Source organism: Caulobacter sp. P4_E5 (assembly GCF_056401555.1).
Map to the genome: position 1 here is coordinate 22,052 of NZ_JBFUJD010000035.1, position 24,295 is coordinate 46,346.

The following is a 24,295-nucleotide window of genomic DNA, read 5'->3' on the forward strand; positions in this document are numbered from 1 at the left end:
CGGCGAAGCTAAACGTCGCCCGGCTGTCCCCGTTCCCTCGGTTGTCGCGGGATAGTGCCGACAGCCTCAGCCCTCTTTCGGCACCGTGTTGATCATCCAGGGGATGCCGAACTTGTCGGTGAAGCTGCCATAGCCGGGCGACCAGAAGGTCGGGGCGAAAGCCATGCCGACCTTGCCGCCCTCGGACAGGGCGTCGAACACCCGGCGGGCCTCGGTCGGGTCGTCGGTGTGGTAGGTGACGTCGAAGCCGTTCTTGGGCTTGTCGATGTTGGGGGCGAACTCGGGCGGCATGTCCGCGCCCATGATCGACTGGTCGCCGACGTCCAGCCAGGCGTGCATCAGCCAATCCTTGTACTGGGGATCGACCGGCATGTCGGGCGGGCCCTCGCCGAACGGGAAGGCGGCGGTGACCTTGCCGCCTAGAACCTGGGCATAGAAATCAAAGGCTTGGCGGCATTCGCCCTTGAAGCTGAGGCTGGTGACGATCTTCATGAGGTCCTCCTTGTGGGGTGGCGGACGCTAGGGTCCGTGATCAATTGAACAACGCCCATCCCCTCGTCATCCCGGCCGGAGCGCGTCGCGCGGAGAGCCGGGACCCAGGGGCCACCGCAGTGCGTCGGCCCCTGGGTCCCAGATAGCCTCTGCGAGGCTTCCGGGATGACGAGGTTTAAGAGCTTTGATGTCTCTCAGTCATGTAGTCGCTCAATTGAGTCCGGACGCTAGCGCGGGCGCATGATGGTTTTTGGCAGCAACCCTCTATGCGTAGGCATACGGCCCGCCGCGCTCGAGGGCGCGCTGGAAGGCGGGGCGGGCGTGGATCTTGTCCAGGAACGCTTTGACGCGCGGTCGGTTCGACGCCCCGGCGCGGGCGGCGCCGGCTTCCAACGGGAAGCTCATCATGATGTCGGCCCCGGTCATCTCGGCGCCGGCGAACCATTCGGACTTGGCAAGCTCGGCCTCCCAGTAGTCGACATGGGCCTTCAGCTGCGGATCGACGAAGCCGGCCTGGGCCTTGGCGGCGATCGCCTTGACCAAGCCCTTCAGCAGGCCGGGCGCGCGGTTGGGCAGGGCCGTGAACACCAGCTTCAGCAGCAGCGGCGTCATGGCCGAGCCCTCGGCATAGTGCAGCCAGTAGGTGTAGCGCAGGCGTTCGGGTGTTCCGACGGCCGGGATCAGCCGGCCCTGGCCATAGGTCTCCAGGATATATTCGACGATCGCCCCGGTCTCGGCGATCACCTTGTCGCCGTCGGTGACCACCGGTGATTTGCCCAGCGGATGGATGGCCCGCAGCTCGGGTGGGGCCAGCATGGTCTGGGCGTCGCGCTGGTAGGGCTTGATCTCGTAGGGAAGGCCCAGCTCCTCCAGCAGCCACAGGACGCGCTGGCTGCGCGAGTTGTTGAGGTGGTGGACGACGATCATTCGGACGCTTCCCGCTTTGTTTTTTGTCGCGCGAACGATGGTCGCCGGATCGGCGTTCGGCAAGGCTTGGCGTGGGAAATGCATGGCGGGCGTGGCCCGACGCCCCCTCCGTCTCGCCGCCTTCGGCGTCGATCCACCTCCCCCGTTTCACGGGTGAGGAGGGGGACGGTTTCCTCCTCCCTTGCGAAGCGGGGGAGGTGGCGCGCCGCGAATACGCGGCGTGACGGAGGGGGCGCTGGGATGAAACCCTAAGCCCCCACCACCGCCTCGACGATATGGGCGCGGTACAGCACCGCGATCAGGTCGGTCTGGGTGATCACGCCGATCAGGCGGCGGTCGCCGTCGACGACCATGGCCTCGTGGGTGTGGCCGCTGGACAGGATCGGCAGCAGGGCCGCGATCGGCGTGCTTTCCATGACCTTGTGCACGAACGGATCCAGCGCCGCCTCGACCGTCCGGCGGCGGTTGGCTTGCAGCTCGGCGCGGCGGGCCATGCCGATGACCCGGCCGTCGGCGTCGACCACGGGGGCGGCGCGCAGCTCGTGCTCGCGCATATAGGCCAGAGCGCTTTCGGCCGACTGGTCGTGGTGCAGGCTGATCACGTCCCTCGACATCACGTCGCCGCAGCGGATCTGGGCGTGCAGGCGCTGGGCGGCCGACAGCTCGACCTCGCGGAACAGGGCGTCCAGGTCCTCGCGGCTGACGTCCAGCAGCTCGCCGTAGCGGGCCAGGGCCTGGTCGAGGTCGACGGGGCTGTAGCCGATGCGGGCGGCGGGGGCGGGGTCCTGGGTGTGGTGCGGACTGGCGGGTGCGGGGACCCGGTGCGGATACGAGTGCCGGGTCGCCTTGCCCCAGAGCATCCCGGCGCCGACCAGCAGCAGCGAGTCCACCGCCACCGGATTGAAGGCGAACAGATAGCCGGCCTTGGTCACCGCCGGCCCGCCGATCACGCAGATCAGGGCCACCGCCCCGCCGGGCGGGTGCAGGCACCCCAGCAGCATCATCATCCCGATCGCGGTCCCGACCGCCAGGGGCGCGGCGACCAGAGGCTGCTGCGGAAACAGCATGGCCACGGTGATCCCGACCAGGGCCGAGACGATGTTGCCGCCCAGCACCGCGCGCGGCTGGGCCAGCGGACTAGCGGGCACGGCGAACACCAGCACCGCCGAGGCCCCGATCGGCGCCACCAGCAGCGGATGCAGCCAGTCGCCGCCTCCGACAGCGAAGCGTCCCAGGATCCCGGCGAACACCAGGCCCAGCAAGGCCCCGGCCCCGCCGCGCAGGGCGTCGATCGGACGGATGGGGCTTTTGCCGCGCAGGAGAGGGCCGCGCAGGTAGGCGTGGAGGCGATCGGTCATGGAAATCGCACATAGACCGAGCCTGTCGCGCGGTCCTTCCGTTTTTTGTACAGCCGGTTCAAGAAATCCCCTTAAGGGCGCCGACGCGCGCTGATCCGGGGGCCAGACAACGGTCTGTTCAGGCCTTGGGTTTAGCCCTTTTGGCGAAGGGGAGGCCGCCGTGACCCAACCGTCCGAGACCGCGCTCGCCCGCCTCGCCACGCCGCTGGCGGCGGCGCTGGTGATGGCGGCCGTGGTGCTGTTCGCGCCCCAGGCGCTCAACGACGGCGACACCTGGTGGCACATGGCCACCGGCGAGTGGATCCTGGCCCACGGCCGCGTCCCCGACCGCGACGTGTTCTCCTACACAATGGCCGGCCATCCCTGGGTGGCGCACGAGTGGCTGTCCGAGGCGCTGATGGCCCTGGCCGCCCGCGTCGCCGGATGGAGCGGTGTGGTCGTCCTGTTCGCCGCCGTCGCCGGCGGCTCGGCCTGGCTGCTGGCCCGGCGGCTGTCGCGCGACCTGGGCGGCCTGACCCTGGTCGTGACGACGACCCTGTCCCTGGCCTGCATGGGCGGCAGCCTGCTGGTCCGGCCGCACCTGTTCATGCTGCCGCTGCTGCTGGCCTGGACCCTGGAGATGCTGGCGGCGCGCGACGCGAACCGGGCGCCGCGCCTGGCCTTCGCCCTGCTGATGACGCTGTGGGCCAACCTGCACGGCAGCTATGTGTTCGGCTTCGTGGTCGCCGGCGCGTTCGGGCTGGAGGCCCTGACCGCGCCGGGCGCCGACCGGATGAAGGTGCTGCGCGACTGGGGCCTGTTCGGCCTGGTCAGCCTGGCCTGCGCGGTGGTCACCCCGCACGGGCCCCGGGCGCTGCTGTTTCCGTTCCAGCTGATGACCATGACCGTGCTGCCCCAGATCACGGAGTGGCGAGCCCAGGACTTCTCGCACGTCACGCCGTTCATGGCCGCTCTGCTGGCGACCCTGTTCGTCTGCCTGGGTCGAGGCGTGAAGGTTCCGCCGATCCGGCTGTTGCTGCTGCTGGCCTTGCTGTTCATGGCCTTGCAGCACGTCCGCCACCAGCTGGTGCTGGTGGCGATCGCGCCGCTGCTGCTGGCGCGGCCGCTGGCCGAGGCGCTGGGGCACGAGGCGCGAGGCACCCGGACGCCCCGGGCCTGGCTGGTCGGTTTCGGCGTCGCCTGTCTCGCCCTGGCCGGCCTGCGCCTGGCCCTGCCGTTGCAGCGGGGCGACGGCCTCAACAGCCCGGTCACCGCGCTGGCCAGCGTGCCGGCGGAGCTGAAGGCCCGGCCGGTCCTGAACGGCTACGGCTTTGGCGGCTATCTGATCTACAAGGGCGTCCGGCCGTTCATCGACGGCCGCGCCGACATGTACGGCGACGCGTTCAGCGCCGCCTATTTCGCCGCCGTCAGCCCCGACCCCGCCGCGCTGGAAAAGCTGGCCCGCGACCATCGTGTCGCCTGGACGATCTTCACGCCCGATGACCCGGCCGTCGCGGTCCTGGACGCCAATCCCGCCTGGCGACGGATCCATGTCGATCGTCAGGCGGTCGTGCACGAGCGCGTCGGGCCTTACGCGCCTTAGCTATGCTTCGGGCGGGTGGTCCAAGGGCTTGAGGTCCGGATCCACCCAGCCGCGCCGCGCGTCCACCGAGAACAGCCGCTCGCGCGACCAGTGGGTCAGCGGCCAGGCCTTGTCGCCCATCGGGGTGGCCAGCAGCCGGGCCGCGGCCTCGGCGTCGCCGATCTCGGCCGGCAGGCCGGCCACGAACGCGCGGATGGCGGCGAGATAGGCCTGGGTGATGGTCTCGTGATAGCCGTTCTGGTCGTCGTTCACCCCGCCGACCGCGACGTTGTAGGCGCGGATGATCCCCGGCAGGTCGCGCTCCAGCCCCGCGTCGCGCGTGCGGACCAGGCGCAGGGTGGCCGTCAGGTGGGCCGCATGGGTCCACTGGTCCTTGGGCAGGGTGCGGTCCAGCAGGCGCTCGGCCAAGGCGGCGATGTCGTCGTTGGTGTAGGCGGTCATGGAACGCTGATTAGCGAGCGCGCTTGACCGTGCCTAGCCCAGCAAAACCCTGCCTCCCTAGGCCTTGTGCCTAGGGCCCAGCGTTCAGCGGCCGGGGCGTGAGGCCGTGCGCGTCCACGCTGGCGGCCTCCGCTAGCGACCGCTGAGCCCGGCCGCGCCATGGGTCCTCGCCACGAGGGCGAGGAAGGCAGTGATTTGAGATCGACCTAGGCGTTAAGCGCCAGGCTTTCCGCCGGCCGCCGTTGCGCGTCCAGCCGCACGACCACGTCGGCGGCCGCGGGCAGGTCGTCGGCGATCCAGCGGGTCAGGCGCTCGTAGTGGGCGACGAAGCGGTCAAGGGCGGCCTCGTCCATGGCCAGGGCCGGGTCGCGGCCTTGGGCTTCGAGACGCTGGCGCAGCCGCGCCTCCTGCTCGCCGCGCCACTGGCGAACCACGGCGAAGTCGGGGGCGGTCATCAGCACCAGGCGGTCGAGCCGGGCGAATAGGGCCGCGTACGATCCGGCCAGGGCGACGTTGGCGAAGCCGCGCCAGGCGCCGTCAGGGTCCTCGTCGCGCTCCAGGGCGTTGACCGGCGCCGCCAGGGCCTCGGACGGCTGTGGCCTTGTACCGACGCACCAGCCTTCCAGCAGCACCACGTCGGCCGGGCCCTCGAACGACGGCCAGTCGCTCGGCGGCGCGCGGTCGTCCTGCGCCTTGTCGAAGCGGGGCAGGGCGGTAGTCTCCGGCTGGGCGAGGGCGTCCAGCACGGCCAGGCCCAGGCCGGGATCGTGGGTCCCGGGGACGCCGCGCGTGGCCAGCAGCGGATGGATCTCGTCGGCCAGCCGCAGGCGCTCGGGCCGGGGGAGGTAGAGGTCGTCGATCGACAGGACGGCGGTCTTGAGGCCGCGGGCGTCCAGCAGCCAGGCGACCAGCGCCGTCAGGGTCGACTTGCCTGAGCCCTGCGGCCCGCAGATCCCGACCACCAGCGGGCTTTCGCGTCTCGCCGCCCACGCGGCGATCCGCGCGGCCAGCGGCCGATGCAGGCGGGCGGCGAGGTCGGCGAAGGCCGGCGGCAGGCGTTCGTCGCGGGCGAAGGCCGCCACCAAAGCGGCTTCGTCGGCCATCAGAAGGCGTTGCTCCAGCGCACGGCCTCGGGCAGCGGCAGGCTGGCCTCGAAGACCAGGCCGTCGGGGCGGAAGTCGAACCGCGCCTGGCCCTTCTGCTCGCGGCGGATCGAGCTCTCGATCAGGCGGGTGCCGAAGCCGGGGGTCTTGGGCGGACTGACGGGCGGACCGCCGATGTCGCGCCAGGTGAAGGCCAGTTTGTCGGTCACCGGATCGACGCGCCAGAACACCTCGACGCGGCCCTCTGGCGACGACAGGGCGCCGTACTTGGCGCTGTTGGTGGCCAGCTCGTGGAACACCATCGACAGGCCCACGGCCGTATGCGGGGCCAGGGCCACGTCGGGGCCGGCGCGATCGACGCGGTCGACGTGCGCGCCCAGGCTGACCTCGACCAGGGCGGCCATCTCGGCCTCGCGCCAGCCGGTGCGGGTCAAGAGGTCGTGGGCCCCGGACAGGGCGATCAGCCGATCGGTGAACACCTCGACCGGCGCGCCCTTCACCTTGGCGAAGGTCTGGCGGGCCAGGGCCTGGACGGTGGCCAGGGTGTTCTTCACCCGGTGGTTCAGCTCGTTGATCATCACCCCCTGGCGCTCCTCGCGGGCCTTCAGCTCGCGCGAGGCCGCGCGCAGGGCGGCGTGGACGGCGGCGATCTCTTCCAGGGCGTCGGGATTGGCGGGCGGCAGGGTCTCGGCGCGGCCGATGGCGTTGGCGTCCAGAACCAGCTGGCGCATCTCGTCATTGATGCGGCGGGCATAGAGCAGCGACAGGCCGATGCCGATGATCAGCAGCAGCAGGAAGACGCCGCTGCCCAGGGCGACTGAGCGGTTGACCGTGCTGGTCAGCTCCTCGCGCGGGATCGACACCACCAGGGTCCAGCCGGTCTGGGGCGAGCGGGTGTAGGCGACCATGGTCGGCACGCCTTCCAGAGACACGCTCTTGTTCACCCCCTCGGTCGAGTGGCGGAGGTTCTCCTCCATGTCCTTGGAGGCCAGGGCGCCGGTGAACTTCTCGTTCAGCCGCGAGCGGGCGATCACGTGGCGGTTGTTGTCCAGCAGGGTGGCGACCCAGCGGTCGGGCACGCGCTGCTGGCGGAACACCGAGGTGAACGAGGCCGACTCCACGACATAGGACAGGACGTACAGCCGGCCCTTGACCATGATCGGCGTGCCGACGGTGATCACCGGCCTGCGGGCCACGGGCCCGGCGATCAGGTCCGAGACCTTGCTGCGGCCAGCCGAATAGGCGCTGGCCTCGGAGGCCGGCCGCTTGATGCGGGGTAGGGGCGTCCCGTAGGGCTTCAGGGTGTTGACGACCTGCTGGCCGTCGGCGTCGGCGACCACGATCCAGCCGGAACGGCGCTCGGTGGCGCGCTCGGCGCGGGCGTGGAAGCCGGCCCAGTCACCGTTGATCAGGGCCTGGTCGGTGGCCAGGGTCTCGGCGATCGAGATGCCGGTGGCGGCCTGGCGGTCGACGGCGCCGGACAGGGCCCGGGCGGTGGTGACCAGCTGCTGGTAGAGCTGTCCGCGCGACTCCCGGTCGGCTCCGGCCAGCAGGAAGCCCATCGAGATCAGGGCGGGCGCCAGCAGGCTGACGGTCAGGAGGACGAGCCGGCCGCGCACCGAACCGATGCGGCGACGCTCGCCGAAATCACCCTCTCCGAGCCGTTTCATGCGCTAGGCGCGCCCGCTGCGACAAGAGCGCCGTCGCTCTCCCAGCTTGTATAGCGAAGCAAGTCGCGGCCGGCGTCCCAAAAATCGGCGCTCTCGGTTAACAAGCAGGGCCGTAGCCGTGTCGGCGAGTTGTGCGTTATGAGACGGCCATGAAGAACCTGCCCAACATCCTGACCGGCTCGCGCCTCGCGATGGCGCTGTTCATGTTTGTCGCCCTGGCGGCTGCCGCCGGCGCCGTGCCGTGGCTGAGCGACCAGCTGACGGCGGAGAGCCAGCTGCGGCTGGAACGGTGGGCGTTCTACGCCTTCGTCGTCGCCTCGGTGACCGACTTCTTCGACGGCTGGCTGGCCCGCAAGCTGGACGCGGTCAGCGTCTGGGGCGCGATCCTGGACCCGATCGGCGACAAGATCCTGGTCTGCGGCGCCCTGCTGGGCCTGATGGCCCTGGGCCCCAACGCCATGGTCGTGCTGCCCGCCGGCCTGATCCTGTTCCGCGAATTCGCGGTCAGCGCCCTGCGCGAGGTCGGGGCCGGCAAGGGCGTCAAGCTGCCGGTGACCCTGCTGGCCAAGTGGAAGACCACCCTGCAGCTGGTGGCCATCGGCGCCGAACTGATCCTGGCGTCGTGGGGCGCCTTCGGCCTGCCGCCGGAGCCCAGCCTGATGGGCGGCTTCACGATCGTGGCCCACGCCCTGCTGTGGCTGGCCACCCTGGTCACCCTGATCACCGGCGCCCAATATTGGGAAGCGGCGCGCAAAGCGCTGACCTAACGCCTTCCAGCTCCTCTCCTGCGAGCGGGAGCATCTTGGTCACCGCGCGTCGGCCGCCACCAATCGCTCCAGCGCCTCGAGCACCTCGGGTTCGATGGCGTCGTCCAGCAGCCAAGCCGGCGCTGGCGCGGGCCGTTCGTCGGGCGCGCGTTCGGATCGCATCATCGTGGCCAGCCAACTGGCGCCCGTCATCCGCAGAACCATCGTCGTCTCCTTCGCGATGATGCTCCTGAGAATGAATTGCAATTATGACTCTCGCAAGGCCTAAGAGGGAGCCGTCTAGCGGCGCGGCGCGCGCAGGGCGCGCCGGCGCGAGGCCTCGCGTTCCAGTGGCGTGATCACGATGGCGACCTCGCTGCGCTGGGCCGGGGTGCCGGTGACGTCCAGCCGGCGGGCGTTGGACAGCAGAATCTTCAGCTCGGCGTCACTGAGCGTGGGGATCTTCTCGATCAAGGTCATGGTAAAGCTCCGGCGCCGCCATAAAAGGTCGTCCCAAGACGAAAACGCGCGAAGCAGAGCTTTGGGTGCGGCTATCCTCGAAAAGTCGGCGAAATTATTCTTCTTGATTCCGAAAATAAGTTGAGGCTAAATGGGCTCATCGAATTCGCTGCCGCTCGGCCTGCTATTCCTTGCTCCCCCTGTGGAGCGCCGGACGCGCCCCCCGAACTTCCAACGAAATTTGATCGTCAGCCAGGACGTTCCCGGGTGACGAACACCTATGACTAAAAGGATTTCATCCATGGCTACCGGCACCGTGAAGTGGTTCAACGGCACCAAGGGCTTCGGCTTCATCCAACCCGACAACGGCGGCGCTGACGTGTTCGTGCACATCTCGGCCGTTGAACGCGCTGGCCTCGGCTCGCTGAACGAAGGCCAAAAGGTCTCGTACGAGCTGGAACAAGACCGCCGCAGCGGCAAGACCTCGGCCGGCCAGCTGCAAGCGGTCTAATCGACCCTCGCATCTGGACCTTGGTCCAAAAGAATAGGCCAGCGCTCGCGCTGGCCTATTTTCGTTTGGGGGGTGCGGGTTGGGCGGAGCGCCACCCGAAGCCGATCCAAAATATCCTGTCATCCCGGCCGCAGCGCAGCGGAGAGCCGGGAGCGCTAGACGCTCAGCGCTTCCGGCGGTCCCGGATAGCCTCTGCGAGGCTTCCGGGATGACACGTAAAATAGCTCTAGCCGGTAAGGCCTCGCCTCCTCAGTTCCACCCGGGCGGCGGCGCGCCGGTGAAGTCGCTGAGCTGGGCGGCCATGGCCTTCTGGAAGGCCGGGCGGGCCGTGCAGCGCTCGACATAGGCCGCCAGCTTGGGCTGCTCGGCCAGCAGGGCGGCGGGCGCGTTGCGCAGCACGTCGGTCATCAGCAGGTCGCCAGCCGTGAAGCTATCGCCGTCCAGATAAAGGTTGTCGCCCAGGCGCAGGGCCAGCTCGGCCAGGCGCTTGCGGACCCAGGCCTCGACGGCCGGGCGACGCTCTTTGGTCCACTCGGCGCCGGTGTTGAAGATGTCGATGTCGGCCAGGCTGCCGATCGGGATCTCCATGGTGTTCAGGGCGCAGAACATCCAGGTCAGGGCCCGGGCCCGGCCGGCCGGGTCGCGCGGCAGCAGGACTTCCGACTGCTCGGCGATGTGCAGCACGATCGCGCCGCTCTCGAACATCTCGACCTCGCCGTCGCGATAGGCCGGCACCTGGCCGAAGGGCTGTTGGTCGCGATAGGCGCCGGCGTTCTCGCCGGTCGCCAGCTTCTGGACGCCGTAGGGCAGGCCGGCCTCTTCGTGGGCCCAGCGGACGCGGAGGTCGCGCACGTGGCCGCGGGCGAAGTCGGGCACCCAGGCGAAGGCGGAAACGACGGGGGGGCTTTGGGTCCCAAGGGAGATTTGGGCGTTCATTGGACGGTCTCCAGATAGGTGGTGAGCTTCTCGAACAGGCTGGTCCAGCCGCCGATGTGGGAATCGCGGGCGGCCACGGTCTTGAAGGGGGTCTGGTGGAAGCGCAGCAGCGTCCGGCCGCTGGCCATCGGCAGGAAGGTGACGGTGACCAGGTTGTCGACGTCCCAGGCGCCGTCCTCCCACTTGAAGGTCATGACGATGCGCTCGCCGGGGACGATCTCCTGGTAGACGCCCGACTTCCAGATCTCGCGGCCTTCCTCGCTGCGCATCCCGAAGCGGTAGGCGCCGCCGACGCGGAAGTCCTGCTCGATGCCGATCGCGGTGAAGGTCTTGGGCCCCCACCAGCGCATCAGGTGTTCGGGCTGGGTCCAGACCGAGAAGACCAGGTCGCGCGGGGCGTCGAAGATCCGCTCGATCAGCAGTTCGTCGTCCTGCACGACCGAGGTCGCCGGCGAGGGGGTAGGGGAGGCGACATCGGTCATGCCTTGGGCTCCGTGGGCTTGGGGGGCTTGAGACTTGAGGGCTGCGAGGCCTTGGTTTGGGCGGTCTGGGCGCTCTGGGTCTGCAGCTCGGCCAGATAGGCGGCCATGCGGTCGAAGCTGTCGTCCCAAAAGCGGCGATAGGTCTCCATCCATGAGAACGCCTGTTTCAACGCTTCGGGCTCCAGCTTGCAGGGCCGCAGTTGGGCCTCGCGGGTGCGGCTGATCAGGCCCGCGCCTTCCAGCACCTTCAGGTGGCGGGAGACGGCCGGCAGGCTGATCTCGAACGGCTCGGCCAGCTCGTTGACCGACGCCTCGCCGGCAGCCAGCCGGGCCAGGATGGCGCGGCGGGTAGGGTCGGCCAGGGCGGCGAAGGTGGTGGAGAGATGATCGGTCATTCATTTAACGTCTGTGTTAATTAACGGACTTGTTAAATGAAGGGCGCGGGCCTGTCAACCGGCGTTCGGTCAGGCGCGAGCGGCCTGTTGCTAGGTCAGGGTCACGGCGAAGGTGGAGACGGCGCCGGCGCCGTGGAGGCCCGTCACCTTGACCACGTAGTCGACACCGGGGTCGAACGTGGTCGACGCGCTGTTGTCCGCGACGATGTAGGTGTCGCCGCCGAAGACGAACCATTTGAGGACCGGCGTCGCCGAGCCGTCGCCGGCGAGGGCGGCGTCCAGGGTGGCCGCGTACGAGCCTAGGGTAGCCACGGCCGCGCCGGCGGTGGGTTGTGAGAAGGTCAGGTTGGAGAACTCGATCTTGTCGCCCGCGCCCATGCCGTTGATCGTCGTGTAGTCGGTCGATGTGGCGGTCGCGGCGCTGATCCCGACATAGTCATTGCCCGAGCCGACATTGACCACATTGGCGCCCCCGCCGACGAAGATGTTGTCGTTGCCGGTCCCGGTGGTGATGGTCGAGCCGGTGGGGTCGAGCGCGATGACGGTGTTGCCGCCGTTGCCCGCATTGATCGTGGCGGCGCCGTTGGTGATCTTGATGTAGTCGTCGCCCGACCCGGCCGTGATCGCCGACGCTCCGCCGGCGAAGCCGTCGAAATAGTTCGTGCCTTCGCCCAGGTGGACGACGTTCTGGAAGAGGCCGTTGCTGCCGGAGACGGTGTCGTTGCCGGCCCCGCCTTCGTAGGTGATCACGCCGCCGGTCGCGGCGTTGAAATCGACGGTGTTGGCGCCCGTCGCCGAGCCCTTGATCGTCGCCGCCTGGGTGAGGGCCTTGGTCGTGAACGTGAAGGCGCCGGTCAGTCCGCTGGCGTCGACGCTGGTCAGGGCCTTGCTGTCCAGGGTGAGATTGAGGCCCGCGTCGCCGGTGATCGTGGCGGTCTTCACATCGACGTTCATCGCGCGCCAGGTGCTGACGCCATGGGTGGCGTCGACGAGGTTGACCGCGAGGTTCTCGACCCCCGTGCCCTGAAGGTGCCCCAAGCTTGCGCTCGGGGCCGTCAGCACGACGTTCAGGGTGTCGGTGGCGCCGCCAAAGGTCGTGGGGTCGATTCTTGTGGCCGTGCCGAAGCCCTTGATTTCCAGGGTGTCGCCGCTGACCAGTCCCTTGATGATCGTACCCGTGCCGCCCTCGTTGGTGACGTAGTGGTAGCCGCCCAGTTGGGCGACATCGACCGTCTGGATGTTGCCCCCACGGACCAGGAGGCGTTCGAAGCCGGTCACCTGGCCGGCGAAGGCGCCCGAACCCGAGAGGGTGACGGCGTCCCAGGCGTAGATCGAAAGGACGTCCGCCGTTCCGGCCCCCCCGTTGATCGCCGCGCCGGGCACGCCCGTGAAGTCGGCCAGGACCAGGGTGTCGTTGCCCGCGCCCAGGTCGATGGCCTTGGTGATGGTGGTTCCGCTCAGCGCGACGGTGTCGCCGCCCGCGCCGCCGGTGAAGGTGGTCTTGGTCGGGTCGATCGTCAGGGTGCTGGCGCCGGTGCTGGCCGTCGTGTTGACCGAGGCGAGGGTGGTCAGGGGCGCCAAGTCGGCGATGAGGCCGCCCGCGCCGCTGGTGGTCACGGTCTGCAGGTTGGTCATGCCCGCCATGCTGCTCAGGGTCAGCGAACTGACGCCCCCGACGTTCAGCGTCGTCAGGGCGGTGTCGGTGATGTCGGACAGGGTCGAGGCCTGGGCCCCGGTCGTGACGTTCAGGGTGGTATAGACGTCGGCGTCGTCCAGCACGCCGCCGGTCAGGCCGTTCACCGTCAGGTTCAGGGTGGTGACCGGGCTGGTCGCGCCGGCGTTGTTGATCGTGATGTTGCCGCCGCCGTGCGCCACTTTCAGCACGCTCAGGCTGCTGTGGTTGACGGTGAGCGTGCTGTAGCCGTCGACGTCGATGGCGGTGATCGTTCCCGCGCCAGGACCGCCGGCGTTGACGTCGGTGATGGTCACCGTGTTGGYGACGACCCCGGCCGTGGAGACGTCGGCCGTGGCCTCCGGGCTGGCCTTGACCGTCACCGAGGTGGTCAGGGCCGTGCCGGTGACGGTGACCGCGCCGTTGGTCTGGGTGGTGTTGACGGCGTTGCCGGCCGTCTGGGTGACCTTGATGGTCGCGCCGCCGTGGACGTCGATGGCGCCGGCGCTCACCGCGCCGGTCGTGGTCCGGCTGACGCTCACCGCGCCGGTCGGCGCGGTGGTCCCGCCGACGCTGACGGTTCCGGTCGTCGCGCCGGTGGCGGTGAGGGTGACGTCGTGGCCGCCGTTCAGCGTGATCGCGTTGGCCGCCTGGCTGGTTACCGTGGTGCTGACGTCGGTCGTCGTGGCCGCCTTCAAGGTGGTCGCGCCGACGCTGGTCGTCTTCAGCGTGGTAAGGCCCGTCCAGGTCGTGGTGTCGGCGACCAGGCCGGCATTGTTGCTGAGCTCGGCGATCTCGAACCCGGTCACGCTGGCGCCGGGCACGGTCCAGGTCGAACCCTTGGTCCCGACGAGCTTCAGGGTGTCGACGCCCTGGTAGCCGTTGAGCTGGTCCCCGGCGTCGAACGTCGTGTGGTCGGCCGTGAAGGTGTCGTCGTCATCGGCGCCGTCGAACTTGTCGGCGCCGATGGTCAGGGCCCGGTTGATCGCCGTCGGCTCGGGCGGTGTCGGGGGCGGGGCGGGCAGGCCGGGCAGGGCGGTGGCGACCGGCGCGATGTCCACCGTGTGTCCCGTGCCCTGCGAACCGGAGCCGGCCGTGGGCGCATAGGTCTTGGTGAGGTCGGTGTTGTAGACCACCTCGCCCTTGGCCAGGGCCAGCATGAAGTTGTTGGCCGCCGCCGCGTAGAGGCCGACGTCCGCCTTGATCGCCTCGCCCAGCAGGTAGCCGGCCGTGGCGGCCTTCACCGCCAGGTCGATCTGGGCCTGGGTCATGTTCGGGGTGATCATGCCCGCGCTCTGGGCGGTGGCCAGGATGGCGGCCTGGCGGCTGGTGATGTCGGCGATGGCCTTGGCCGCATCCAGGCCGGCGGCCTTGGCGTACGAGGATCCGATGATGGTCTCGTAGATCGACGCCACATAGGCGGCGAAGGTCATCGCGCCGTACTTGCTGGCGAACGCCGCCGCGCCCTCGCCCTGGACCCCCAGGTTGGCGGCGAAGTTGATGTAGCGGTTCTCCAGCCCGAACCGGGCGTAGTAGGGGTCGTTCAGGTCGTTGGGGTTGGTCGGCGAATTGACCAGGTAGTCCATGCCGGCCTTGGTCGGGCTCTTGCCCGTGAAGAACTGATAGCTCARCGCCGCCAGGGCCGTCGTGCTGTCGCCGCTGTTGATGACGTAGCCCAGGGCGTCCTTGTCGCTGAACGAGGCGTTGGTCCGCACCAGCAGTTCGGCCAGGGTCGCCGCATCCGGCTCGACGCCGTTGTGGACGGCCGTCCAGGCCATGCCGAGTTGCTTGGCGGTGTAAGTCATCTGGTTGTCCCCACGAACCCCGTCGGCCATGCGGCTCTTGAGCGTTCTGGCTCGAAAGCGGCGGAGGCCGTGTCATCAGAAATAGCGAAGCCTGCCCGCCGTCACCCCTAGCGAGCAAGCGGTCGCATAACGGTGTTTTGCTATAGATGCGCGGATAAGTCGACAATCCGACACATCTTTTGAGCGAGCGCCGAGGCACGATTTCAGCGGGGCAGGACACGCAAGCCGGCCCGCCTTACGCGCGGTAACCACGGTCTTCGCTTCCGGGGTTGCGCCGATCCGACTCCGTCTCTAAACGGGCGGCTTAACCAGCAAGATGGTCGACAGCGGGCGCGCGGATGTGCGCGACCGTGTCTTCGCGCGAGTTAGCCATGCCCAAGAGAACCGACCTTTCCTCGATCCTGATCATCGGCGCCGGCCCGATCGTCATCGGTCAGGCCTGCGAGTTCGATTATTCGGGCGTTCAGGCCTGTAAGGCGCTGCGGGCCGAGGGCTACCGGATCATCCTGGTCAACTCGAACCCGGCCACGATCATGACCGATCCGGACGTGGCGGACGCGACCTATATCGAGCCGATCACCCCCGAGATGGTCGCCAAGATCATCGAGAAAGAGCGTCCCGACGCCCTGCTGCCGACCATGGGCGGCCAGACCGCGCTGAACACCGCCCTGGCCCTGGAAGCCGACGGCACGCTGAAGAAGTTCAATGTCGAGATGATCGGCGCCAAGGCCGAGGTCATCGACAAGGCCGAGGACCGTCAGAAATTCCGCGACGCCATGGACAAGCTGGGTCTGGAAAGCCCCAAGTCCAAGGCCGCCCACAACATGGACGAGGCCCGCGAGGGTCTGGCGTTCGTCGGCCTGCCGGCGATCATCCGCCCGTCGTTCACCCTGGCCGGGACCGGCGGCGGCATCGCCTACAATGTCGAGGAGTTCGAGGAGATCGTCGAACGGGGTCTGGACCTGTCGCCGACCACCGAGGTGCTGATCGAAGAGAGCGTCCTGGGCTGGAAGGAATACGAGATGGAAGTGGTCCGCGACACGGCGGACAACTGCATCATCGTCTGCTCGATCGAGAACATCGATCCGATGGGCGTSCACACCGGCGACTCGATCACCGTSGCCCCGGCCCWGACCCTGACCGACAAGGAATACCAGTGGATGCGCGCGGCCTCGATCGCCGTGCTGCGCGAGATCGGCGTCGAGACCGGCGGCTCGAACGTCCAGTTCGCGCTGAACCCGGCCGACGGCCGCATGGTCGTCATCGAGATGAACCCGCGGGTGTCGCGCTCGTCGGCCCTGGCCTCGAAGGCCACCGGCTTCCCGATCGCCAAGGTCGCCGCCCGCCTGGCCGTCGGCTACACGCTGGACGAGCTGAAGAACGACATCACCGGCGGCGCGACCCCGGCCTCGTTCGAGCCCTCGATCGACTACGTCGTCACCAAGATCCCGCGCTTCGCCTTCGAGAAATATCCGGGTTCGGAGCCCCTGCTGACCACGGCCATGAAGTCGGTCGGCGAGGTCATGGCCATCGGCCGCACGTTCAAGGAAAGCGTCCAAAAGGCCCTGCGCGGCCTGGAGACCGGCCTGTCGGGCTTCGATGAGGTCGAGATCCACGGCGCCGACGACCCCGACACCGGCAAGGCCGCGGTGATCCGCGCCCTGGGCACGCCCACGCCGGACCGCCTGCGCGTCATCGCCCAGGCCTTCCGCCACGGCCTGACCGTGGAAGAGGTCAACGCCGCCTGCAGCTACGAGCCCTGGTTCCTGCGCCAGATCGCCGAGCTGGTCCGCCAGGAAGGCTGGGTCCGGGCCGGCGGCCTGCCCAAGGACGCCCAGGGCTTCCGCGCCCTCAAGGCCCAGGGCTTCTCCGACGCCCGCCTGGCCAAGCTGACCGGCTCCAACGAAGGCGCGGTCCGCGCCCTGCGCCAGGAGCTCAGCGTCCGCCCGGTGTTCAAGCGCATCGACAGCTGCGCCGGCGAGTTCCTGGCCAGCACGCCCTACATGTACTCGACCTATGAGACCGGGGCCCTGGGCCAGGTCCCCGAGTGCGAGAGCGAGCCCTCGAACCGCAAGAAGGCGGTGATCCTGGGCGGTGGTCCCAACCGGATCGGCCAGGGCATCGAGTTCGACTACTGCTGCTGCCATGCGGCCTTCGCGCTCGACGCCATTGGCATCGAGTCGATCATGGTCAACTGCAACCCCGAGACCGTCTCGACCGACTACGACACCTCCGACCGCCTGTACTTCGAGCCGCTGACGGCCGAGGACGTGCTGGAGCTGCTGCATGTCGAGATGCGCAACGGGACCCTGGCCGGCGTCATCGTCCAGTTCGGCGGCCAGACGCCGCTGAAGCTGGCCCACGCCCTGGAAGAGGCCGGCATCCCGATCCTGGGCACCAGCCCGGACGCCATCGACCTGGCCGAGGACCGCGAGCGCTTCCAGCAGCTGCTGAACGGCCTGGACATCGCCCAGCCCGAGAACGCCATCGCCCGCACCTGGGAAGAGGCCCGCGCGGCCGGCGAGCAGATCGGCTTCCCGTTCGTGATGCGYCCGTCCTACGTGCTGGGCGGCCGCGGCATGGAGATCATCCGCGACCACGAGCACCTGGAACGCTACATCGCCAACACCGGCGAGATCTCGTTCGAGCACCCGATCCTGCTGGACCACTATCTGAGCCGCGCCACCGAGGTGGACGTCGACGCCCTGTGCGACGGCAAGGACGTGTTCGTGGCCGGCGTGCTGGAGCACATCGAGGAAGCCGGCGTCCACTCGGGCGACTCGGCGTGTTCGATGCCGCCCTTCTCGCTGAAGGCCGAGACCGTCGAGGAGCTGAAGCGCCAGACCGTCAAGATGGCCCTGGCCCTGAACGTCCGTGGCCTGATGAACGTGCAGTTCGCCATCGAGGAGCCGCACTCGGAAAACCCGCGCATCTACGTGCTGGAAGTCAATCCGCGCGCCTCGCGCACCGTGCCGTTCGTGGCCAAGACCATCGGCCAGCCGGTCGCCGCCATCGCCGCCAAGATCATGGCCGGCGAGAGCCTGGCCAGCTTCGGCCTGAAGGACGTTCCCTACGACCACATCGCGGTCAAGGAAGCGGTATTCCCGTTCGCCCGCTTCGCCGGCGTCGACACGGTGCTGGGCCCGGAAATGCGCTCGACCGGCGAGGTCATGGGCCTGGACTGGAAGCGTGACGGCGAGGCCGACATGGGTCCCGCCTTCGCCCGCGCCTTCGCCAAGAGCCAGCTCGGCGGCGGGGTCAAGCTGCCGACCAAGGGCGCGGCGTTCGTCTCGGTCAAGGAAAGCGACAAGCCCTGGATCGTCGAACCGGTGAAGCTGCTGCAGGCGGCCGGCTTCACGGTGATCTCGACCGAGGGCACCCAGGCCTATCTGGCCACCCAGGGCGTCAAGGTCGACTATGTGAAGAAGGTCCTGGAGGGCCGTCCGCACATCGTCGACGTGATGAAGAACGGCGGCGTCCAGCTGGTGTTCAACACCACCGAGGGCAAGCAGGCGCTGGAAGACAGCTTCGAGATCCGCCGCACGGCCCTGATGATGAAGGTGCCCTACTACACCACCTCGGCCGGCGCCCTGGCGGCGGCGCAAGCCATCGCCGTGGCCCCCGAAGAGGTCTTGGACGTGAGGCCGCTGCAGAGCTACTAGGCCTTCAAGATTTCCCTCTCCCCTTGAGGGAGAGGGTGGCCCGCCCCCGGGTCGCGCGAAGCGCGCGCCCGAGGATAAACTCCGCGGGTCGGGTGAGGGGTTGAAGACAGGATCCGCCGCGACAGCCTCACCGCCGTCGCGGCGGTTTTCGTTAGCGCGACCCCTCATCCGTCATCCTTCGGACGACACCTTCTCCCGCAAGGGGAGAAGGGACAGCCTAAGATCGGCCTCCGGCCTGTCGCCGCGCGATGCGGCCTTCGTTCAGCGCCCGCGCTCGCGCAGCCACCTCGACGGCGCGCCCCAGTTCCTCGGCGCCGCCGGCGCGCGCGTCCGCCAGATAGGCTGCGATCGCTTCCTCGCTGTCGAGGTAGTCGGCGGGATCGAAGGGCCGGGTTTCCAAGTCATACCTCCTGCGCTAGGGCCTTGGCGCGGGCGATGTCTCGCGCCTGTGAGGCCTTATCGCCACCACATAATAGCACGATCAGCGTCTCCCCGCGTCTGACGAAATAGACGCGAAACCCAGGGCCGTGGTCCACGCGCAGCTCATTGACGCCCTCGCCCACGGCTTTCACGTCCCCGAAATTGCCTGCGGCGACGCGCTCGATGCGCTTCACGATGATCGCCCTGGAGACGAGATCTTTCAGCCCTTTCAGCCACGCTTCGAAGACGAGCGTCTGCTGGATTTCCCAGTTCATCGGTCCGGATCATTGCTCTTAATCAGAGCAACTATGAGTTGTTTGTGAGGGGTATGGCAAGGTTTGGTCGATTGTCGTCAGTCCCGCCGATCCACCGCGACCCCACTCCGCACGTGGTAGCACCGCCGCCGCCCGAGCTCCGTCCCGCAGAAGCCCGGCTCCTCCGTGCCCTGGTGCAGCATCACGTACTGGTCGCGGCGGCACTCGAACCAGGCCTTCTGGAAGCGCACGTGCTCGGCGTCCTGGTGGAACACCGGCCGCTGGTCGACGGTGTAGAAGCGGGTCATGGCGGTCAGGCCGCCGAAGCTGCCGCGGCCGTTGACCAGGCCGCAGATCTGGCCGGTGCGGGTGGACCACACCGCGCCCAGTTCCAGCGGGTTCGTCTGCTTTAGCCGCGCCTCCAGATTGGCTCGCACGATCCGCCACTCGGTTCGCGCCAAGGGCTGGTAGCGGGCCTGCTGTGCGGCGGACGGCGAGGGCAGCAGGCCCTGGGCGCGCTCGAACCGGGCCAGGTCGAAGCCGGTGAACAGGAAGGCGCCCAGGATCCCGACCACGGCGACGACGGAGATGATCAGCGGGACCAGCAGCCGCCGCGTCCGTCGTGTCCCGAAATCCTTGACCGCCATCACGCCTTCCCCTCGTTCGCTTCGGAAGGAGGTTCGGCCGCGGGGTAGAAAATTACAAGTATAAAACCAAACGGCGCCGGTTTAGCGGCGTCCTTCGGCTTGGCCTTTCTCGTCCTCCTCACCCGGCCGGGCGTGGAGGTTCAACCTCAGCGCGCGGGGTTCCACGCTCGCGCTTTGCTGCTAGTAATCGCAACGCGGCGGGCGTGACGGAATCAGACTGGGGCGAAATGTTGGGGACGAAAAAGACCTGGGCCTGGGGCGCCGGCGCGGTGTTCTGGTGCCTTCTGTTGGCGGCTCTGCTGTCGAACAACCGCATGCTGTCGCTGTCGGTGGACAGTTCCTACCACCTGCAGGTGATGGAGGTGGTGCGCCACGCGCTCGTCATCCCGCAACAGGGCCACGAATGGATGGCCGAGATGGTCATCTATCCCAAGCTGAGCCACCGCCTGGCGGCGCTGGCGGCGACCTTGGGATGGGGCGAGCTGAACGCGCTGCTGATGGTCGGCGTCCTGTCCGCCGCCGTCGTCTGGCTGACCCTGTTCGACCAGGCGCGACGCGTTTCGGCGGGCTTCATGGCGACCAGCGCCGTGCTGACGGTGATCAATATCTATGTCGTGCGCGGGGCGTTCGGGGCCGAGCTGATCGACAACTTCTTCTATCCCCAGATTGTCGGCGAGGCCGTGGCCATGCTGGCCCTGGTGGGCGGCGGCCTGGTGCTGCGCCGCTCGCGCCTGGTGTTCGTGGCCTACGCCGCGGCGGCCGTGCTGCTGGCGGGCTGCTTCCACCTGGTGCCGACGCTCAAGCTGGCCGGAGCCCTGATGGCCATGCTGGGCCTGGCCTGGCTGCGCGACCTGATCCACGCGCGCCGCTTCGACGTGGTGAGCTTCGTCGGCCTGTTCGCCATCCTGGGCGGCGTGCTGGGCAGCCCGTACTTCTGGCGCATGCGCTGGATGGCGACCAACAACGGCAGCCTGCACCTGGCGGCCGACCTGCCGCTGAGCGGCCTGGCCGCCGCCGCCGGCCTGCTGCTGGCCCTGTCGGCCTGGGTGCTACTGGTCGAGCTGGTCCGCGCGCCCGCCGCCGTCGAGGACGACGAGGCGCCCACCGCCTCGACCGTCCTGCTCGCCTCGCTCGGCGGCGCCGCCGCCGCCGCCATGCTGGCCCAGTACGCCATGTGGATGCTGCGCCACGAAGGGTCGGAATATGCGGTGATGAAGCACAGCTTCGGCGTATTCAGCCTGCTGGCCTTCATCCTGCCCCTGTGGGGCATGACGGTGCTCGGCGTGCGGTCGGCCTCGTTCGGCGCGCCGCCGGCCTGGACCCGCGGACTGGGGGCGGCGCCCGCCTTCGTGGCGCAGCTGGTCGTGATGACCTGCCTGTTCCTGCGGCCCAGCGTCATGGACGTGCCCAAGGTCACCGCCATGCTGCGCGACGTGCGCGAGGTGCGCCTGACCCGCGGTCTCTCCGGCGAGCAGGTGATGTATTCGGCCGCCGAGACCCCGCCGATCGTCACCTACATGGCCACCATCGCCATGCTGCGCGCGCCCCACGGCGGCAATGTGCTGAGCCTGATGGCCGACGGCCGGCCCGACCGTCCGGGCGACGTGGCCTATATCGTCACCCGGCCCGGGGACCTCTATGACAAGCCGGGCTGCCGATCGGGCGCGCCGGTCGGGGGCGTGGTGGTCGTGGTCGGCGCCTGTGTCGAGCCGCCGTCGCTGCTGTTCAAGGCCGGGGGCGCCGGCGTGCCCTATCTCACTCAAGGCTGGTCGGCGCCGGAAGCGGGCGGCGTCTGGTCGAACGGCCGCCAGGCGATCGTCGACATGCCGATCTCGCCGGCCCAGCGCACCCTGGCCAGCGCCACCCTGCAGGTCGCCGCCTTCGCCTTCCTGCCCGACGAGTCGCCCAGCCGCACGGTCGCGGTGTCGGTGGCGGGCGGCCCGCCCGAGACCTTCACCTTCAATCGCCAGGACGCGATCCGCCACGACTACCTGCTGGCCCTGCCGCCCGCGGCGCTGAAGGGCGCGTCGGTGCGGGTGGTCTTCGACATCAAGGATCCGAAGACCCCGGCCGAGCTTGGCCTGGGGACCGACCCCCGACTGCTGGGCGCGGGGCTGGAGGCGATGCGGATCATCCCGACGCCGCTGGCCCTGCGGCCGTAGGGGACGAGCATCCTTCTCCCCTTGCGGGAGAAGGTGGCCCGTAAGGGCCGGATGAGGGGTTGAAGAAAGCAAACGCCGCGACCGGCCTTTCGGCTAGTCGCGGCGTTTTCCGTTGGCGCGCCCCCTCACCCGACCCGCGGAGTTTATCCTCGGGCGCGCGCTTCGCGCGACCCGGGGGCGGGCCACCCTCTCCCGCAGGGGGAGAGGGGCCCTAAGCCTTCCGGGCGATCACCGCGATCGACAGGCCGAACGGCAGGCCGGCGCCGGCCCCCAGCAGCGGGGCCTCAAGGCTGAACACCCCCGCCAGGGCCTTGTTCAGCCAGGCCGGCGGCATGGCGTCGTCGGCGCTGTTGTCGCCCAGCAGCCGCTTGGCGGTGCGCTGCACGGCGGCCAGCGGGAACAGCAGGGTGTTGAAATAGCTCGCGCTCTCGACCTTCAGCCCGGCCTCTTCGAACAGGGCGCGGTAGGCCGGCAGCAGGTAGCGGCGCTTGTGGTGGTGCAGCACGTCGTGGTGGCTCCACATCCACGGATAGGCCGGCACCGTGGTCAGGATCGCCCCGCCCGGCTTGACCAGCCGCGCCAGGGCCCGCACCGCGCCGACGTCGTCGTCGACATGCTCGACCACGTCGAAGGCGCAGACCAGGTCGAAGCTCTCCGGTTCATAGGGCAGGCCGTCGGGCAGCAGGCCGGTGTCGATGGCCAGGCCCAGGCGCTCGGACGCATAGGCGCGCGACTCGTCGTCCGGCTCCAGGGCCGCGACCGCGCCGAACTCGCGCAGCAGCGGCACGTTGCCGCCGGCCCCGCAGCCGACTTCCAGGATCCGCGCCCCCGACGGCGGGGCCAGGCGGCGCAGCAGCCGGCGCAGGACCTTGCGGCGACCCACGAACCACCAGTGGTCGCTCTCCAGCTCACGGATGCGGTCGTAGATCAGGCGGTCCATGAAGGCGTATCCTTGCCGGACGCGGCGTCCGGATGGTGGGCGAAGACCCAGTAGTGGGCCAGCAGGAACAGGGTTCCGGTATAGCTGACGACGGCCGCGCCCTGGGCGGCGACGTCCCAGGCGGGGCCGGACGGGGCGACCAGCCGCGCCAGGCTCAGCACCCCCTGATTGACGGCGAAGGCCACCGCCACGGCCGCGCCATAGCGCAGCGAGGCGCGGGGCTTGGCCTGGCGGGCCTTGAACACGAACAGCTTGCTCAGGGCGAAGCTGACGCAGATCCCGACCGCGTAGCCGATGGCGTTGGCCAGGTGGGCCGACAGGCGCAGCCCCACGTCCAGGCCGACGATCACCGAAAACCCGACCAGGGTGTTGAGGATCCCGGCCAGGCCATAGCGCAGCGCCGAGAGCAGCAGCTCCCGCCGCGCGGGGGTCAGCAGGGCGGCCACGCTCACTGGCCTGGCGCCTGGCCAGGGGTCTGGGGGGCGTCGAACCCGTAGCGGTCCATGACCACGTACAGCGGCCGGCCCTTCACCTCCTGATAGATGCGGGCCACGTATTCGCCGAGCGAGCCGATGGCCAGCATCTGCAGGCCGAAGCTGAGCAGGATCACCACCATCAGCGACGGATAGCCGGGCACGTCGCGGCCGAACAGCAGGGTGCGCAGCACGATCATCCCGGCCACCCCGACCGCCAGCACCCCGGCCACCAGGCCGACATAGCTCCACACCCGGATCGGGGCGGTGCTGAACGAGGTGATGCCGTCCAGGGCGAAGTTCCACAGCTTCCAATAGCGGAACGAGCTGCTCCCCGCCGCCCGCTCGGGCCGCGCATAGGGCACGGCCACCTGGTTGAAGCCGACCCAGGCGAACAGCCCCTTCATGAACCGGTTGCGCTCGGGCAGCTGGCGGATCACCTCGACCACCCGCCGGTCCATCAGCCGGTAGTCGCCGGCGTTGTAGGGCAAATCCACGTCCGACATCCGGTTGAAGGCCTTGTAGAAGCCCTGGGCCGTCAGCCGCTTCAGCGGCGAGTCGGCGCTGCGGTCGATCCGCACCCCATAGGCCACGTCGGCCCCGGCCTCCCAGGCGTCCAGGAACTGGCCGATCAGCTCGGGCGGGTCCTGCAAGTCGACGTCGATCGGCACGACCATGTCGCCGGTCGCCGCGTCCAGCCCCGCCGACAGGGCGGTCTCCTTGCCGAAGTTGCGGGCCAGGTTGATGATCTTGATGCGCGGGTTCCGCTGATGGTGCTTCAGCAGCACCGCCAGGGTGTGGTCGCGGCTGCCGTCGTTGACGCAGACGATCTCGTAATCGACCCCCAGCGCCGCCAGCTCGTCCTCGATCCGCGCGAAGAACAGGTCCAGCACCTCCTGCTCGTTGAAGCAGGGCGCGACGATCGACAGCCGCTTGCCGGCCCGCGTGCGCGGGGCGGGCGAGGCGAGGGGCGGCGCGGCGGACGCGAGCGTGGGCGAAGCGGTGACGGCGGACTGAACCATGGCCCGCAGTCTTAGCCGCCCCGGGCGCGGCGGGGAAAGAGCCGCGAAAGTTATCCACAGGCTGGCGCTCTGAGTTCCACCTTCCTCCCCCTCTGGGGGAGGGGGACCGCCGAACGGCGGTGGAGGGGGCTAGCCG

At 69.1% G+C, this 24,295-nt stretch carries 24 protein-coding genes and 1 pseudogene; 6 read left to right on the forward strand and 19 right to left on the reverse strand.

Annotated features, from left to right (window positions below; genetic code table 11):
* Positions 1–66: 66 nt before the first annotated feature.
* Positions 67–492 carry a VOC family protein gene (locus tag AC1DSO_RS12680; RefSeq protein ID WP_477069155.1) on the reverse strand — a complete coding sequence of 142 codons (426 nt, stop codon included), beginning with the start codon at positions 490–492 and terminating at the stop codon, positions 67–69.
* A gap of 77 nt (positions 493–569) precedes the next feature.
* On the opposite strand from AC1DSO_RS12680, the pseudogene AC1DSO_RS12685 reads away from it, so the two are divergent.
* A pseudogene (locus AC1DSO_RS12685) lies at positions 570–635 on the forward strand (hypothetical protein); the annotation flags it as partial.
* Positions 636–756: 121 nt separating this feature from the next.
* On the opposite strand, the gene AC1DSO_RS12690 reads toward AC1DSO_RS12685, so the two are convergent.
* The gene (locus AC1DSO_RS12690) at positions 757–1,419 is read right to left on the reverse strand and encodes a glutathione S-transferase family protein (RefSeq protein WP_477069156.1); all 663 of its coding nucleotides are present in this window, start codon (positions 1,417–1,419) and stop codon (positions 757–759) included.
* Positions 1,420–1,667: 248 nt separating this feature from the next.
* Positions 1,668–2,777 carry an HPP family protein gene (locus AC1DSO_RS12695; protein ID WP_477069157.1) on the reverse strand — a complete coding sequence of 370 codons (1,110 nt, stop codon included), beginning with the start codon at positions 2,775–2,777 and terminating at the stop codon, positions 1,668–1,670.
* A gap of 160 nt (positions 2,778–2,937) precedes the next feature.
* Here AC1DSO_RS12695 and AC1DSO_RS12700 point away from each other — a divergent pair, with 160 nt between their 5' ends.
* A complete protein-coding gene (locus AC1DSO_RS12700; protein ID WP_477069158.1) occupies positions 2,938–4,359 on the forward strand; it encodes a hypothetical protein in 1,422 nt (473 codons plus the stop codon).
* On the opposite strand, the gene AC1DSO_RS12705 is transcribed toward AC1DSO_RS12700, so the two are convergent.
* The 3 genes from AC1DSO_RS12705 to AC1DSO_RS12715 form a co-directional block, all read right to left on the reverse strand.
* Positions 4,360–4,800, reverse strand: a complete 441-nt coding sequence (locus AC1DSO_RS12705) for a hypothetical protein (RefSeq protein ID WP_477069159.1) — start codon at positions 4,798–4,800, stop codon at positions 4,360–4,362. It abuts the gene before it with no gap.
* A gap of 206 nt (positions 4,801–5,006) precedes the next feature.
* Positions 5,007–5,903: a kinase gene (locus AC1DSO_RS12710; RefSeq protein WP_477069160.1), complete on the reverse strand. Its 897-nt coding sequence runs from the start codon at positions 5,901–5,903 to the stop codon at positions 5,007–5,009.
* The gene (locus AC1DSO_RS12715) at positions 5,903–7,573 is read right to left on the reverse strand and encodes a sensor histidine kinase (protein ID WP_477069161.1); all 1,671 of its coding nucleotides are present in this window, start codon (positions 7,571–7,573) and stop codon (positions 5,903–5,905) included. The genes AC1DSO_RS12710 and AC1DSO_RS12715 overlap by 1 nt, the downstream gene beginning before the upstream one ends.
* Positions 7,574–7,722: 149 nt before the next feature.
* On the opposite strand from AC1DSO_RS12715, the gene pgsA reads away from it, so the two are divergent.
* Positions 7,723–8,340 carry a CDP-diacylglycerol--glycerol-3-phosphate 3-phosphatidyltransferase gene (gene pgsA, locus AC1DSO_RS12720; protein WP_477069162.1) on the forward strand — a complete coding sequence of 206 codons (618 nt, stop codon included), beginning with the start codon at positions 7,723–7,725 and terminating at the stop codon, positions 8,338–8,340.
* 39 nt (positions 8,341–8,379) lie between these two features.
* Here the strand turns inward: pgsA and AC1DSO_RS12725 are convergent, their stop codons facing one another.
* Both AC1DSO_RS12725 and AC1DSO_RS12730 read right to left on the reverse strand, forming a co-directional pair.
* Entirely contained in the window at positions 8,380–8,544 is a 165-nt protein-coding gene (locus AC1DSO_RS12725; RefSeq protein WP_477069163.1) for a hypothetical protein, read from the reverse strand.
* Between the two features lie 75 nt (positions 8,545–8,619).
* The gene (locus tag AC1DSO_RS12730; RefSeq protein ID WP_477069164.1) at positions 8,620–8,799 is read right to left on the reverse strand and encodes a hypothetical protein; all 180 of its coding nucleotides are present in this window, start codon (positions 8,797–8,799) and stop codon (positions 8,620–8,622) included.
* Between the two features lie 280 nt (positions 8,800–9,079).
* On the opposite strand from AC1DSO_RS12730, the gene AC1DSO_RS12735 reads away from it, so the two are divergent.
* Positions 9,080–9,289, forward strand: coding sequence for a cold-shock protein (locus tag AC1DSO_RS12735; RefSeq protein ID WP_047407565.1), 210 nt, complete (start codon positions 9,080–9,082; stop codon positions 9,287–9,289).
* A gap of 249 nt (positions 9,290–9,538) precedes the next feature.
* Here AC1DSO_RS12735 and AC1DSO_RS12740 read toward each other — a convergent pair whose 3' ends face one another.
* The 4 genes from AC1DSO_RS12740 to AC1DSO_RS12755 form a co-directional block, all read right to left on the reverse strand.
* Entirely contained in the window at positions 9,539–10,225 is a 687-nt protein-coding gene (locus AC1DSO_RS12740) for a glutathione S-transferase family protein (protein WP_477069165.1), read from the reverse strand.
* Entirely contained in the window at positions 10,222–10,707 is a 486-nt protein-coding gene (locus AC1DSO_RS12745) for an SRPBCC domain-containing protein (RefSeq protein WP_477069166.1), read from the reverse strand. Before AC1DSO_RS12745 ends, AC1DSO_RS12740 begins: the two co-directional genes overlap by 4 nt.
* Positions 10,704–11,102 (reverse strand): ArsR/SmtB family transcription factor, encoded by a 399-nt coding sequence (locus tag AC1DSO_RS12750; protein WP_477069167.1) that lies wholly within the window; start codon positions 11,100–11,102, stop codon positions 10,704–10,706. Before AC1DSO_RS12750 ends, AC1DSO_RS12745 begins: the two co-directional genes overlap by 4 nt.
* 90 nt (positions 11,103–11,192) lie before the next feature.
* A complete protein-coding gene (locus AC1DSO_RS12755; RefSeq protein ID WP_477069168.1) occupies positions 11,193–14,579 on the reverse strand; it encodes a hypothetical protein in 3,387 nt (1,128 codons plus the stop codon).
* Positions 14,580–14,950: 371 nt separating this feature from the next.
* On the opposite strand from AC1DSO_RS12755, the gene carB reads away from it, so the two are divergent.
* The gene (gene carB / locus AC1DSO_RS12760) at positions 14,951–18,241 is read left to right on the forward strand and encodes a carbamoyl-phosphate synthase large subunit (protein ID WP_477069169.1); all 3,291 of its coding nucleotides are present in this window, start codon (positions 14,951–14,953) and stop codon (positions 18,239–18,241) included.
* A 217-nt stretch (positions 18,242–18,458) separates the two neighbouring features.
* Here carB and AC1DSO_RS12765 read toward each other — a convergent pair whose 3' ends face one another.
* The 3 genes from AC1DSO_RS12765 to AC1DSO_RS12775 form a co-directional block, all read right to left on the reverse strand.
* Entirely contained in the window at positions 18,459–18,641 is a 183-nt protein-coding gene (locus AC1DSO_RS12765) for a hypothetical protein (RefSeq protein WP_477069170.1), read from the reverse strand.
* A gap of 1 nt (position 18,642) precedes the next feature.
* Positions 18,643–18,936 carry a type II toxin-antitoxin system RelE/ParE family toxin gene (locus tag AC1DSO_RS12770; RefSeq protein WP_477069171.1) on the reverse strand — a complete coding sequence of 98 codons (294 nt, stop codon included), beginning with the start codon at positions 18,934–18,936 and terminating at the stop codon, positions 18,643–18,645.
* Between the two features lie 77 nt (positions 18,937–19,013).
* Entirely contained in the window at positions 19,014–19,562 is a 549-nt protein-coding gene (locus AC1DSO_RS12775) for a hypothetical protein (protein WP_477069172.1), read from the reverse strand.
* Positions 19,563–19,789: 227 nt separating this feature from the next.
* On the opposite strand from AC1DSO_RS12775, the gene AC1DSO_RS12780 reads away from it, so the two are divergent.
* A complete protein-coding gene (locus tag AC1DSO_RS12780; protein ID WP_477069173.1) occupies positions 19,790–21,724 on the forward strand; it encodes a hypothetical protein in 1,935 nt (644 codons plus the stop codon).
* 211 nt (positions 21,725–21,935) lie between these two features.
* Here the strand turns inward: AC1DSO_RS12780 and AC1DSO_RS12785 are convergent, their stop codons facing one another.
* The 4 genes from AC1DSO_RS12785 to AC1DSO_RS12800 all read right to left on the reverse strand — a co-directional run.
* Positions 21,936–22,664 carry a class I SAM-dependent methyltransferase gene (locus AC1DSO_RS12785; RefSeq protein ID WP_477069174.1) on the reverse strand — a complete coding sequence of 243 codons (729 nt, stop codon included), beginning with the start codon at positions 22,662–22,664 and terminating at the stop codon, positions 21,936–21,938.
* Positions 22,652–23,116, reverse strand: a complete 465-nt coding sequence (locus AC1DSO_RS12790) for a GtrA family protein (RefSeq protein WP_477069175.1) — start codon at positions 23,114–23,116, stop codon at positions 22,652–22,654. The genes AC1DSO_RS12785 and AC1DSO_RS12790 overlap by 13 nt, the downstream gene beginning before the upstream one ends.
* Positions 23,113–24,159 (reverse strand): glycosyltransferase family 2 protein, encoded by a 1,047-nt coding sequence (locus AC1DSO_RS12795; RefSeq protein WP_477069176.1) that lies wholly within the window; start codon positions 24,157–24,159, stop codon positions 23,113–23,115. The genes AC1DSO_RS12790 and AC1DSO_RS12795 overlap by 4 nt, the downstream gene beginning before the upstream one ends.
* A gap of 50 nt (positions 24,160–24,209) precedes the next feature.
* Positions 24,210–24,295: hypothetical protein (locus AC1DSO_RS12800; protein ID WP_477069177.1), on the reverse strand; the 86-nt coding region annotated here is incomplete at its 5' end.